The sequence below is a fragment of the Bacillus sp. JJ634 genome (assembly GCF_036962285.1).
Lineage (GTDB): Bacteria > Bacillota > Bacilli > Bacillales > DSM-1321 > Peribacillus > Peribacillus asahii_A.
Genome location: NZ_JBALMU010000157.1, coordinates 1 through 12,632, shown reverse-complemented (window position 1 = coordinate 12,632; position 12,632 = coordinate 1). Strand labels below are relative to the sequence as shown.

At 38.3% G+C, this 12,632-nt stretch carries 11 protein-coding genes and 1 riboswitch; of the genes, 1 reads left to right on the top strand and 10 read right to left on the bottom strand.

The features are described from left to right. The first annotated feature begins 415 nt into the window (after positions 1 to 415). Positions 416 to 1,333, top strand: coding sequence for a LysR family transcriptional regulator (locus tag V7068_RS19940; RefSeq protein ID WP_499714230.1), 918 nt, complete (start codon positions 416 to 418; stop codon positions 1,331 to 1,333). Between the two features lie 563 nt (positions 1,334 to 1,896). On the opposite strand, the gene V7068_RS19935 is transcribed toward V7068_RS19940, so the two are convergent. The 10 genes from V7068_RS19935 to V7068_RS19890 form a co-directional block, all read right to left on the bottom strand. Further along, positions 1,897 to 2,658: an NRDE family protein gene (locus V7068_RS19935; RefSeq protein ID WP_499714229.1), complete on the bottom strand. Its 762-nt coding sequence runs from the start codon at positions 2,656 to 2,658 to the stop codon at positions 1,897 to 1,899. Between the two features lie 72 nt (positions 2,659 to 2,730). Further along, entirely contained in the window at positions 2,731 to 3,774 is a 1,044-nt protein-coding gene (locus V7068_RS19930; RefSeq protein ID WP_499714232.1) for a M42 family metallopeptidase, read from the bottom strand. Positions 3,775 to 3,893: 119 nt separating this feature from the next. Continuing rightward, on the bottom strand, positions 3,894 to 5,660 hold the full coding sequence (gene opp4A, locus V7068_RS19925) for an oligopeptide ABC transporter substrate-binding protein (RefSeq protein WP_499714228.1): 1,767 nt from the start codon (positions 5,658 to 5,660) through the stop codon (positions 3,894 to 3,896). Positions 5,661 to 5,684: 24 nt separating this feature from the next. Continuing rightward, entirely contained in the window at positions 5,685 to 6,581 is an 897-nt protein-coding gene (locus V7068_RS19920; protein ID WP_499714231.1) for an ABC transporter permease, read from the bottom strand. Positions 6,582 to 6,605: 24 nt separating this feature from the next. After that, the gene (opp4B, locus tag V7068_RS19915) at positions 6,606 to 7,571 is read right to left on the bottom strand and encodes an oligopeptide ABC transporter permease (RefSeq protein ID WP_127759598.1); all 966 of its coding nucleotides are present in this window, start codon (positions 7,569 to 7,571) and stop codon (positions 6,606 to 6,608) included. 17 nt (positions 7,572 to 7,588) lie between these two features. After that, on the bottom strand, positions 7,589 to 8,515 hold the full coding sequence (locus V7068_RS19910; RefSeq protein ID WP_499714227.1) for an ABC transporter ATP-binding protein: 927 nt from the start codon (positions 8,513 to 8,515) through the stop codon (positions 7,589 to 7,591). Next, the gene (locus tag V7068_RS19905; RefSeq protein WP_499714226.1) at positions 8,512 to 9,519 is read right to left on the bottom strand and encodes an ABC transporter ATP-binding protein; all 1,008 of its coding nucleotides are present in this window, start codon (positions 9,517 to 9,519) and stop codon (positions 8,512 to 8,514) included. The genes V7068_RS19910 and V7068_RS19905 overlap by 4 nt, the downstream gene beginning before the upstream one ends. A gap of 144 nt (positions 9,520 to 9,663) precedes the next feature. Next, on the bottom strand, positions 9,664 to 10,182 hold the full coding sequence (locus V7068_RS19900) for an acyl-CoA thioesterase (protein ID WP_499714225.1): 519 nt from the start codon (positions 10,180 to 10,182) through the stop codon (positions 9,664 to 9,666). A 221-nt stretch (positions 10,183 to 10,403) separates the two neighbouring features. Beyond that, on the bottom strand, positions 10,404 to 10,568 hold the full coding sequence (locus V7068_RS19895) for an aspartyl-phosphate phosphatase Spo0E family protein (protein WP_499714224.1): 165 nt from the start codon (positions 10,566 to 10,568) through the stop codon (positions 10,404 to 10,406). 447 nt (positions 10,569 to 11,015) lie between these two features. Next, positions 11,016 to 11,120: riboswitch (SAM riboswitch) on the bottom strand. 139 nt (positions 11,121 to 11,259) lie between these two features. Continuing rightward, entirely contained in the window at positions 11,260 to 12,471 is a 1,212-nt protein-coding gene (locus V7068_RS19890; protein WP_499714223.1) for an MFS transporter, read from the bottom strand. Positions 12,472 to 12,632: the final 161 nt, after the last annotated feature.

Sequence of the window (12,632 nt, the reverse complement as noted above, 5' to 3'; positions counted from 1 at the left end):
GTTATAAAGGATTTGTTTCATCTATTTTCAAGAACTCGTACGACAATACTAGTTTTCTTAATGTAAGATAGAATCCTAATTTAACCGCTTACATAATCAAATGTAATTTACCTTATAATCTTCAAGGACACATCATAACACTATCTATGAACTGATAACGGTTAGTTATTGACTTCATCAACATTCAAGCAAATCCCCCCTTTAATGAATCAATAAAAATACTATTACATTTTTAGTATTTTTATTTGAAGCACTCTTAGTGTTGGATATAAAAAATGAATGGATACTTTTTGTATGCTTCAAACATTTGGTAATTATTACTATAAATGATTTTTGTGCTATAATACCAATACTTCCTGTTTATGGAACCATAACCTCAGGTTATGAATCTTTAAGAAATACTTTGGAGGTAAAAATGATGGATACTCGTTTATTAAAGTACTTTGAATCAATAGCTCGGAATAAAAACATAACTAGAGCTGCATCGGAACTACATATCTCTCAACCATCTCTTAGTAAACAAATGAAAATGTTCGAGCAAGAACTAGATTGTAAGTTGTTTAAAAGAAATACAAGAGAAATTACTTTAACAGATGCAGGAAAAGTATTATATAAGCATTCAGTACAGATTCTACAACAACTGAAAAATGCCACTAAAGAAATGGAAGATGTTAAGAATGTGGGTTTAGGTGAAATTAGCATTGGGGCTTATGTAACTAGTATTCCATGGTTATGTAAAATAATTCCTGAGTTTAAAAGGAAATATCCACATATACCTATTAAAATTAAGGAAATGGGAGCGGAGGAAATTGCGGAATCATTAAAGAAATATGATGTGCATATTGGAATCACTTCCAATTGCCAAGATACAGATGTATTAAAGTTTACTCCTGTTTTTGAAGAGCCTTTAGTATTAATTACTCCGCTACATCATCATTTGAATAATAGAGAAGAAATTAGTTTTACTGATCTAGACGGCGAGCCTCTGATTTTCTTCCCGAGCAATTATCATACACGCCAAATTACAATGGCTGCTTTTAATCAGCATGATATAAAACCCAATATTGCTTTTGAAACCAGCAGAACCAGCTCAATTATTAGCCTAGTCGCTTCTGAGTTAGGGAGTGCTTTAATATTCGAAAGCCATTTAAAGCCTGAAACAGAAAAAAATATTAACATAATTCAAGTGAACAATCCCATGATAAAAAGGACATTATATACTGCAATCCACCATGATAGGAATCTACCATCTATAATACATGAGCTGAACTCTCTCATTTCTCAGTTTTTTATCAGTAATCAAATCTCCCCTGAATATAGTATAAAAACTTAATTTGTATCGTAACAATCCACCTCTGTAGCTCTAGAAGTGAAGAGCGCCGGGTAGTAAGGTAAGGATTTCAATAAGGGTTTCAGAAACACCGAAAAGCAAATTAGCTGAGGCAGGTGGAATTCCTGCCGGTGAAAATCCGTAGGGAAGCGTGTTCTCCCCTAGCCTATGCTTAACGATTGTGAGTGCGGGTTCGAATCCCGTCAGAGGCATTTCCATTACTCATACGTATCAATTGACTATTATTGGTACCCTTTTGACAAAAAATATGTTCGTTCATACATAAACGAATCACTATATTTTTCGTTTCAAAAGATAATTCAAAAAAGTGTACGGATTACTTTAATGACCGTACACTTTTTCTTTGTTTGATAAACAAGCTCTCATTTAAGAATGCCGTAGAATGATTCGATACAAGCGTTGTCATAATAGTTCCCTTTACGGCTTATGCTGCTTGTCATATGGTACTGTTTTAATAGCTTCTGATATTCAGAGGAAGCATAGTTTCTCATCATTTTCTTTTAAATAACGGACTTTTTCAATGGCCTCTTTAGCCATAGGAGTGGTTACCGTTCAATTTCAAACGTAAATTCCCTCTCCTTATATTCTCTCTCCTTAAACATCCGTTCTACAAATTGAACATTTTTATCGCTCATAAACAAAACAGTAGATGATCTTGTTCCATAATCCGGAGTTTGAATAAATAGCGGAGAAAGCTTTCGTTCCCATTCTAAAGAAACACCCGTATTTGGCAATTCTTCATCTGGAGCAGGGTCCGCATATTGCAAGCTCGAGAATAAACAGTCTTTCAATGTTTCAGTTGAACCTCTCAAACATCTTTCCAATCCTTCTTTTCCTTTACGTACTTTTGGCCACGGCGTATCCAACAAATGATTGCTCAGTCCATACAGCCCAGGTTTTAACAAGCGAATTTCATTTTCTATGTTCGAATAATAGTAAAGGGAACTTCCATCCCCAACGATTAAGTTAAATCCAGGATATTGATCACGATGCTGTTGAATCATTTGCACATACTGTTGAGGCTGATTGTCTCCTATTAAGAATTGACCAACTAATTCTCCACGAGAACGCATATTGCCGTTTTCATTATCTGGGTCACGATAATTGGTAAGGGCCGCAAAACGACCTTGTTTAGTGACCCCCATCCATGTTCCCATTTTTTCTAAATCCCTGCCTGCCAACACATGCGATGCGTCCTCCCAAAAAGACGCCTGTGCGGTCGGTCTTTCATAAAATTCATCCCGATTGGCAGCAACAACTAAGTCATACCGTGAATCCATTTTATAAGCGAAATTTATCAAACACATATCTGTCACTCCCTTCTACATATCGTTTCTGTTACAAAAAACTATTTGCTTTAAAATAATCGAGATATCGAATTAAATAACCAAATCCGACTGTAAATAATGCGCAAGTAAATTCGCTGTATGCTTTAACGAAGAAAGATGTGTCCGCTCAAACGCATGAGACGCATCGATTCCAGGGCCAATTAATCCATGTACAATATCATGTCCGGCTCGAATCGCTGCGGACGCATCGGAACCATAATACGGATAAATATCGACTCGATAATCAATCGCATGAGCTTTCGCTAGGGATACAAGATGTTGACGCAGCTTATAATGATATGGCCCTGATGAATCTTTGGCACAAATGGAGACGCTGTACTCATCCGTCGCTTGCCCGTCTCCAATTGCTCCCATATCAACCGCTATGTATTCAACGACTTCAGCTGGAATATTCGAATTTCCTCCATACCCAATCTCTTCATTGTTAGAAATGAGAAAATGCGTCGTATGTGATAAAGAAATGGCTCCCGTTTGAATGCGCTCAATGATATGAAGCAAAATGCCGACACTTGCTTTGTCATCTAAATGTCGAGATTTAATAAAACCGCTCTCTGTTACTTCTACACGCGGTTCAAATGAAACAAAATCTCCAACAGAAATACCGAGAGCTTCTGTTTCAGCTTGGGATTTTACGACTTCATCAATCCGTACTTCGATTGCTTCTTCATCACGCTTCACCTCTCCTGCATTTTTATACACATGAACAGATGTCTGATGAATTAAAATCGTTCCTGTATACGCCTTCCCTTCTGCGGTATGAATTGTACAATATTCCCCTTCAACGGAATTCCAGCGAAACCCTCCAATCATCGCTAATTTCAAGCGGCCATTTGGTTTGATTTCTTTTACCATCGCACCTAATGTATCCACATGGGCCGTCAACAAACGATGTCTATTCTGGTCCTTTCCTTGTATCGTCGCCAGCAAAGCCCCTTTATTCGTTAGCTGATACGAAACATGATTTCTCTTCATAAACGCAGCAACATAAGCAATCGCCTCCTCTGTATACCCCGATGGACTTGGAATAGCGACTAACTCTTTTATGTAGAAAACAATTTCATTTTCATCAATCATAGAAACCAAAATCAACACTCCCTTTCTTCGTACACTCAGTATACCGTTTTTTACTTGGAGGAAAAAGCAACGCTCCATAGCAAATGGCCGATTCAGCAAACGAACCGGCTGTTTGTTGACTATTTAATTGGTTTTTCAGCTGTTACTGCTACCTTCGACCAATCTACATGGACACTGCCTGCTTCAAGCTCCAAATCTCGTACCCGTTCGTTCACTCCTAGAAATCCATAGCGAAATAAAGTAGGAATAAGCGGTGCCTCTTCTTTAATCAATGCTTGCCATTCTTTATAAACCTCTGCACGATACTCATTATTAAACGCCTCTACTGAAACTCCTTTTTGCAAAAGCTCATCATTCTTCTCATTGACCCAACGAGTATAATTAAAAGCGGCGTCCCTTGCCCACAGGCCGGATGGATCAGGATCCGAACCAACACCAAAAGCAGCTTGATATAGATCAATCTTTTGATCATCTTTTTTCAAGCGATCATAAAAAGAGTTAAACTCATGAAGCCTTCCTTCTAACAATTGGACATGTAGACCAACATCCCGCCATTGCTGAATATAGTACCGAGCTAATGGTTCCGCTGCATCTCCGCCAGCCATTGAGGCAAAATTAAGTACAAATTTCTTTCCTTTTGGGTCCTCCCGAAAGCCGTCACCATTTCGATCCACATAACCTGCTTCATCTAATAACTTCTTTGCTTTTTCAGGATTATACGTATACCCTGCAAGACTTGCATCATAATAATTAGGCTGTGTAGGCGGAATCACCGTATTCGCTTGAAAACGAAGTCCTTTATATAAAAATCGTCCGACTTCATCATTATTAATCGCATAACCGATTGCCTGACGAACACGTTTATCTGACAATTTCGTCCCGCCCATTACATTTTCTTTCTTGTCTAAATCATAATGACCTAGCTTAAAACCGATATACGTATAGGTTGATTCCATTTGTCCAAGAAGATTGACATTGGTTAACTTCTTTGCTCCCTCATACAAATCAGCTGAAATCTTAGCAACATCAATTTTTCCAGCTTGCAACGCCTTAACGGCTGTGGTTGAGTTCACAACAGATAGAGAAATACGATCAAGCTTCGGCTTTCCTTTCCAATAATCATCAAAAGCTTCAAACTCAATCGCTTCCCCCTGAACAATTTTCTTTACTTTAAATGGTCCAAAACCGATTGGATGTTGACGGATTTTCGCAGAAGCTGACATTTGTGCGACTGGAATATCCCCTAAATACTTTTTATGAAGCGGATACGTCCACACCCCTGTTAAAATCGATGGATTGGCTTCTTTAAAGGTTAACGAAACCCGATTTCCAGCCACTTTAATACCAGAGATACGCTCTGCTTTTCCTGCATGATATTCATCCATTCCAACAATATTTTGAAAAGTTGTATCATACCGTGATCCGTTATAATTAGGGTGACCAATCGTTAAATAAGCAAACTCTAAATCTTCTCCTGTTACAGGGTTGCCATCATGCCACTTAACACCATCTCGAATCGTAATCGTCATCGTTTTATAGTCTTTAGACATTTCATATGTCGCGGCACCCTCTTGAGTAAATTGCGAGTTTTCATCTGTCGCGAGCAGTGCTTCATCAAAAAATTGCAAGATTTCCGCATCATACGCATTTTCAAAAAAAACTCCATTTAATATTCCTTCGAACGGACTGTCTGCGACTAAACCATAATTCAAATGACCACCTTCAAGTGCATTGGTCGTGTTCGTTGTTTTTGTTAAAAACGTCTGACTCGTTCTAACACCTGCCACTTCTTGATGGACTTCCTCTATCTTTTGTCCCGATTGACAAGCTGCTAATAATATGAAGCTTATGAATGTACATAATACTTGATAGCCTTTAGCGTTCATAAAAAACCTTCCTCTTGTTGTTCGTTATCTTCTTTGTCTAGCGTCCGTCGCACGTTTAATCGCTTGACCGACAAAATTGATACTTAACATCATCATAAGAATCATGACGGAAGCTGGCAGCCATACCCACCATTTATGCTCTAACACATCCGGATTTCTTGCATAGCTAATGAGCGTTCCAAGACTCGGTGTACTTTCTGGCAATCCAAATCCTAAATACGTTAAAGCTGATTCAAGCCCAATATTCCCTGCTAAGTTCAAAATAAAATTCACGATAATAATCGAACTTACATTAGGAAAAATTTGAAAGAACATAATCTTCCAATGCGGAGTTCCTAACGTTTGTGAAGCTTGCACATAATCTAATTCCCGCTCCGCTAACACTTTGGAACGAATCAATCGTGCCTTGCCCGTCCAATAAAACAAAGTCATCACTAAAATAAACGACCATATTGTAAATTCGGGAATAATCGTTACTAGCACAATAATAAACATCGTCGTCGGTAAAGAGATGATAAAATCAATAATGCGCATGACAACATGGTCAGTCACTCCGCCGAAATAACCAGCCACAAGCCCCGTTGTTAACCCGATCAAAGCGGTTAACAATGTAATACAAAAGCTAATCGTAAACGAATTACGCGTTCCAATAATTAATTGACCAAATACATCTCGTCCGCCATAATCCGTCCCTAACCAATGCTCCAGAGAAGGAGGTTGATGAAGAGCTCGTAAGTTAATTCGAGCAATCTCTTCTGCATCCATAACAAAAGCCGCGCTGTACACAAAGAGCAGGATGGAAACTAAGAAAATGAACGAGCCCATCGCTAGACGGTCTTTTTTCATTTGCTGCCAAATTAGCTGTCTTCCAGAAGGTGTTATTTGTATAGGTTGTCCATGTTTTTCTGTATTTACGTTCAATTCCATTACTCGCTTCACCTCTCCTTAGTCAATCCGTATACGCGGATCAACTATACTTAGAATAATATCGGACAGAAGAGTCCCCAATAGGGTAGCAAAGCCAGTCATCATGACAACAGCGGTAACAACACTAAAATCACGAGCATGAACAGAGCTCAGAAATAATTGACCGATGCCTGGATAATTAAAAATCGTCTCAATAATTACCGCTCCACCCACTAAGCCCGTAATTTCATAGCCTAAAAAAGCCGCAATCGGTAAAAAAGAGTTTCGTAATACATGATGAGTATAAATATTTGTTTCTGGTACGCCTTTCGCTTTTGCTGTTCGAACAAAATCCTTCATTTTATTATCAATGACTTCATTCCTTAAATATTGAATAATAACCGTTGTAGAAACAATTGCCGTACTAAACGCCGGTAAAATCATATGATTAATTTTACTCAGTACATAGGCAAACGTCCCTTCTTCCACTGTAGGATTAACGCTTCCCCCCGTCGGAAATAAATCAAGGGAAAAACCGAATACAAAGAGCATAATAATCGCAAAGATAAACATAGGAGTCGCAAAGCCTATATACGTATAGCCTGTAATCACTTTATCAATCCATGAATCGCTGTACCGTCCACTTATTAACCCCAGTGGTATAGCGATTAAATACGTAAAAATTAAAGTCAAGAGAGCTAAATTCACTGTATTCCAGATTCGGTCTTCAATCACATCCGTTACTTGTACTTTATGTGTGTACGATACTCCCCAATCTCCCTTTGAAACATTGCTCACCCATCGAATATATTGTTCATACCAAGGATCATTTAATCCCATCTTTTCTCGCTGTGCTTCAATCACATCTGGATTAGCTCGCGGATCAATTTCTCTGCCTCCTAAAGCATCGCCCGGCATTGCTTTAGCCATCATAAATACAAGAACACTTAAAATAAATAACTGCGGAATCATCATCAATAACCGGCGTACAATAAATTTCCACATAGGTTGCCTCTCACCTCCTATGGCAATGCTACTTTATGTGTGGCACTAATCGGCTTTAAATCATACGCTCGTCCATTTTCATCGAAGAAGGTAGAATACAATTGCTTGTATTCTTCAGCTACCTGTTTCCGAAGCTTTATTTTTTGCCCGCGAGCATCAGGTGATAAATCGGGAATCGCGGCCATTAACCGTTTCGTATAAATATGCTGTGGATTTTTGTAAATATCTTGACTCGTCCCTTCCTCCACTAACCGCCCGCGATACATCACACCAATGCGGTCACACATATGCCGAATGACACCAAGATCATGCCCTACAAATAAATACGTTAACTGAAATTCTTTTTGCAAATCTTGAAGAAAGTTCAATACTTGTGCTTGGACGGATACATCCAAGGCTGACACAGGTTCATCCGCAATAATCAATTTAGGCTTCAACGTTAAAGAACGAGCGATACCAATCCGCTGACGCTGTCCACCCGAAAATTCATGTGGATATTTATAAATAGAATCTGGATTTAGCCCCACTCTTTCTAAATACTGCTGCACGATTTTTCTCTCTTCCGTTACCGATACACGTTCAAAATTTCGAATCGGCTCCGCAATGATATCCAGCACGCGCTTTTTCGGGTTTAAAGAGGAATATGGATCTTGAAATATCATTTGAATATCTTTACGAAAAGGCTTCATTTCTCCTCTGCTCAAATACGTAAGATCTTTGCCTTGAAACGTAATGGTTCCAGCAGTCACCTGGTGCAACTTTACAATGGCCTTTCCTGTTGTGGATTTGCCGCTTCCCGACTCGCCAACAAGCCCGTACGTTTCTCCTTGCTGTAATTCAAAAGAAACACCATCCACCGCCCGAACATGGTCTACTACTGTATGAAATAAACCGCCTCGAATTGGAAAATAAACTTTTATATCTTCTACTTTTAGCAACGTCATCGAATCGCTGTACCTCCTTCTTTCGGAAAATGAAACTGTTTATAACAAGTGCAGCGAACAAAATGACCTGGTTCCACTTCATGAAGCCTCGGAAATTGCGCATGCGATTGCATAGAAATCCATGGAATCCTCTCTTTAAACCGACAGCCGCTTCTGTTAATTTTCGCAATAGGCGGCACCATCCCTTGAATTACATGCAATCGATTCTTTTCTTTCGTCACAGTAGGGATAGAGTGAAGCAAAGACTTTGTATAGGGATGAAGCGGCCTCTCCAATATTGTTTTTACACTTCCTTTTTCAACAATTTGTCCCGCATACATAACAATCACTTGATCGGCAATCTCTGCGACAACGCCTAAATCATGGGTAATAAAGATAATACCCATCTTTGTTTTTTGTTGAATGTCTTTTAATAAATCTAGAATTTGTGCTTGGATGGTTACATCTAGTGCAGTGGTTGGTTCATCGGCAATAACAAGGGAAGGAGAACAAGCTACGGCAATTGCAATCATCACTCTTTGGCGCATTCCTCCTGACAATTCATGAGGATATTGCTTATAGGTGCGTTTTGGATATGGAATCCCGACTTGTTCAAGCAGAGTAAGCGTTTTAGCTTTTTGCTGTTTCTTTGATAAATCTGTATGATAATGAAGACTTTCTTCTATTTGTTTACCAACTGGCATAAGGGGATTTAATGCCGTTAACGGCTCTTGAAAAATCATGCTAATATGTCGACCGCGAACTTTATTTAACTTCGATTCTGCTGCGTTCAATAAGTTTGTCCCTTTATATATAATAGAACCTTCTGATTTTGTTCGCTTTTTATCGTGCAATTGCATGATAGATAAAGCAAGTGCACTCTTACCGCAGCCGGACTCTCCTACAATGGCAACAATTTCATTTTCATGAACGGTAAAAGATAAATCGTCAACAGCTGCATAATATTGATCATCAATACAAAATGAGGTTGTTAGGTTTTCTACTCGCAGGAGTTCTTTTTCCATGCCTATCCCCCTAACCGTTTTTATAACATTACTCAACTTTTAACACTTTTTGGTTACTTTCTCAAATAATTACTGTTATTTTTGATCATTTTTATTTTTTTATACCTTTTGAACAACAAAAAAATCGAGTATTTACTCGATTTTTCATAAAGACCAAACAAGGTCGTTTCCAATAGTATCGGCAATATATTGTGTATCTGTTCTCCGCTTCTTTCTAGCTTGTGCTCGTTCCTTCGCTGATTCATATAGCGCTTTCTCCGTTTCTGTTTCTGAAATTAAACGAGGAACAGGAATAGGTTTTCCCTTTTCATCAATCGCTACAAAAGTTAAAAAAGAAAGAGCGCATAAATTTTGAACACCGCTTTGCAAATCTTCAGCTACTACTTTTACAACCACTTCCATGGAGGTGTGGCCTGTATAGGTAACAAAGCTTTCTAAACAAACCGCATTGCCTTCAGAAATTGGATGCAGAAAATCCACCGAATCCGTTGAAGCCGTTACAACATGCGACCGAGCATGGCGCATCGCTGAAATAGCTGCTATGTCATCAATTTGCGCCATTAATTTCCCTCCAAACATCGTACCAATATTATTTGTGTCTGGAGGAAGAACGATACTTGTTTTAACAACTAGAGAGTCCCGGCATTTTTTTGTTTTTTCCATGATGACACACCCCTTTTTGTCGACCTGTAGTATCACTCAATCTCCCCCCTTAAGGGATTCTAATTGTGAATGAACGGCAGTCATCTCCTAAAGGCTTTATTAAATATCGCTTTAGATTCACAAGCTTATTATAGCCAACATAAAAGAAAGCTATTGCTCATTTTTTTAGCAATAGCTTTCTTGAATTTTTTCAAATATCTGTTTGACAGGGAAGTGTGTAACTATTTGTCTCTAGATGCAGCCGCATTTAAAAGAGAATCGAGCTCTTGACTTGCTTGAACCGCCAGCTGACTTGTAAAGCCAAAATCTATAGCTAATCTAATCATTTCTTGTCTTTTTTCCTCAATTTTTTCATTAATTAGTTCAGCATATAGCTTCTCCATCATTCATTTCCCACTTTTCAATATATTTACAAAAATATCATAATAGATAATTAGCCCCAAATCAATCTAATCTATTCCTTGTAATTGTGAGAAATTTGTAAACATCATTTAAATAGGAATACATTTCTTGAATATTTTGTGACAATCCGAACGTAAACAAATCAACCTTCACTATGTCATCCATGAGGAAGAGGAGTGTTGATCGGGTTTATTGACAACAAGCTTATATTCATCTTCTAATACTCTTAATGGAACATCATATNNATAATTTATCAATTAACAGCGCTTTTCTCTCTTCAATCTTTTTAAATAATTCCATATGTATAACCCCTTTCTATTCTGTTTATGTGATACCTGAACCTCTTCAACATTCCATATTCCAGCTATATTCAGCGCATATTTAAAAAGCCTCTTCTTATCCAAGAAGAGGCTACTGTATTCATTCGACTCTTCTTATCTTCCAAGCAGCTGCTTGTTGGATGTGGCACAGTTCCTATAACAGGTCTGTTGCCGAGGCTTCAAAGGGCCAAATCCCTCCACCTCTCTGGATAAGAATTAAAAAGTAATATGAAAGTATATAAATACTATATGATTAGTAAATAAATGTCAATATCAACATAAGAAATCGTTTGCTCAACTATGCTAGCATAACCCAAATGAAAAAAGAGTGCAAGTGCACTCCTTTCTCAAAGTTCTATTCTAATACTGTATTTTTCGTTTCTTTACCGAAAGCAACCGCGATGACACCGATTAATATGGCAACGGTAAAAATCGTAAAAATCGTACTAATCGATGTATTGGCAGCTACTAAGTACCCGACTAATAACGGCCCTAAAATTCCTCCGATACGTCCAATAGCCGCTGCCATCCCTGCTCCTGTTCCCCGAATCACTGTTGGATATTGTTCCGGAGTATAAGCGTATAAAGCTCCCCATGCACCTAAGTTAAAGAAAGAAAGAAGAATTCCTGATGTAATTAACAACGGCAGTTCTTCAGCTGTTCCAAAGAAATAAGCGCTCACTGCCGTACCAATTAAATAAGTAATTAACACAAATTTACGACCCATTTTTTCAATAAACCAAGCGGCTGTAAAATAACCTGGAAGCTGCGCAAGCGTCATAATTAACACATATTCAAAGCTTTTAATTAAGCTGAACCCTTTCATCAGCATCACACTTGGTAACCATAGAAACATGCCGTAGTAAGAGAATACAACACAAAACCAAAGCACCCATAAAATGAGGGTTTGTTTGGAATACTCTTTCGCCCACACTTTTTTCATATTTTGAAGCATCGATTGTTTTTCCTTCGGCTTCAACTCTTCATACTTCGGTGAGTCTGGTAAACTAAAACGCAGGTATACCGCATAAAAAGCTGGTAACGCACTTAAGATTAAAGCAATTCTCCAGCCGTATGTCGGAATAATAAAATAAGAAATAAGAGCCGATAAAATCCAACCTAACGCCCAAAAACTTTCTAATAAGACGACGACTCGTCCACGTTTGCTCGGTGCTACACTTTCACTTACAAGTGTAGATGCGACAGGAAGCTCTCCTCCCAGCCCCATGCCGATGAAAAAACGCAAAATTAAAAATAAACTAACCGTCCCTACTAATGCTGATAACCCGCTTCCGATAGAAAAAAGTAAAAGCGTAATAATTAAAATATTTTTACGTCCTACTTTATCCGCCATTGCTCCAAACAATAAAGCCCCGACAGCCATCCCAATTGATTGCGTACTTCCAATCCATCCAGCTTGTACATCAGTCAGGTTCCATCCTTCTTCCACTTTCAAAGCCGCAATAATAAAGGAGAGCATCCCCACATCGAGGGCATCAAACATCCAAGCTGCCCCAGCGATCCCTAACAACTTGCGACCTGCTATCGGTTTTGTTTTTTTATCCATGATAATTCCTCCTGATGAACTTCCGTAACCCTAAAAAAATTCCTGCTATTATATTTTTATCCCATTTCTATTTTATCTATTATTTTTGTTCATGACCATAGTAAATACAACTGTCATGACAAAAATATAGACATTTTTTAAAATCTATCATAGAGTGTTGA

Bases quoted from the DNA above. Each gene is read 5' to 3' on its own strand.
- opp4B (WP_127759598.1), bottom strand. From the start codon at position 7,571: ATGTGGAAATTTATTGTACGCCGGTTATTGATGATGATTCCGCAGTTA.
- V7068_RS19910 (WP_499714227.1), bottom strand. From the start codon at position 8,515: ATGACGTTGCTAAAAGTAGAAGATATAAAAGTTTATTTTCCAATTCGA.
- V7068_RS19905 (WP_499714226.1), bottom strand. From the start codon at position 9,519: ATGGAAAAAGAACTCCTGCGAGTAGAAAACCTAACAACCTCATTTTGT.
- V7068_RS19900 (WP_499714225.1), bottom strand. From the start codon at position 10,182: ATGGAAAAAACAAAAAAATGCCGGGACTCTCTAGTTGTTAAAACAAGT.
- V7068_RS19940 (WP_499714230.1), top strand. From the start codon at position 416: ATGATGGATACTCGTTTATTAAAGTACTTTGAATCAATAGCTCGGAAT.
- V7068_RS19935 (WP_499714229.1), bottom strand. From the start codon at position 2,658: ATGTGTTTGATAAATTTCGCTTATAAAATGGATTCACGGTATGACTTA.
- V7068_RS19890 (WP_499714223.1), bottom strand. From the start codon at position 12,471: ATGGATAAAAAAACAAAACCGATAGCAGGTCGCAAGTTGTTAGGGATC.
- opp4A (WP_499714228.1), bottom strand. From the start codon at position 5,660: ATGAACGCTAAAGGCTATCAAGTATTATGTACATTCATAAGCTTCATA.
- V7068_RS19930 (WP_499714232.1), bottom strand. From the start codon at position 3,774: ATGATTGATGAAAATGAAATTGTTTTCTACATAAAAGAGTTAGTCGCT.
- V7068_RS19895 (WP_499714224.1), bottom strand. From the start codon at position 10,568: ATGATGGAGAAGCTATATGCTGAACTAATTAATGAAAAAATTGAGGAA.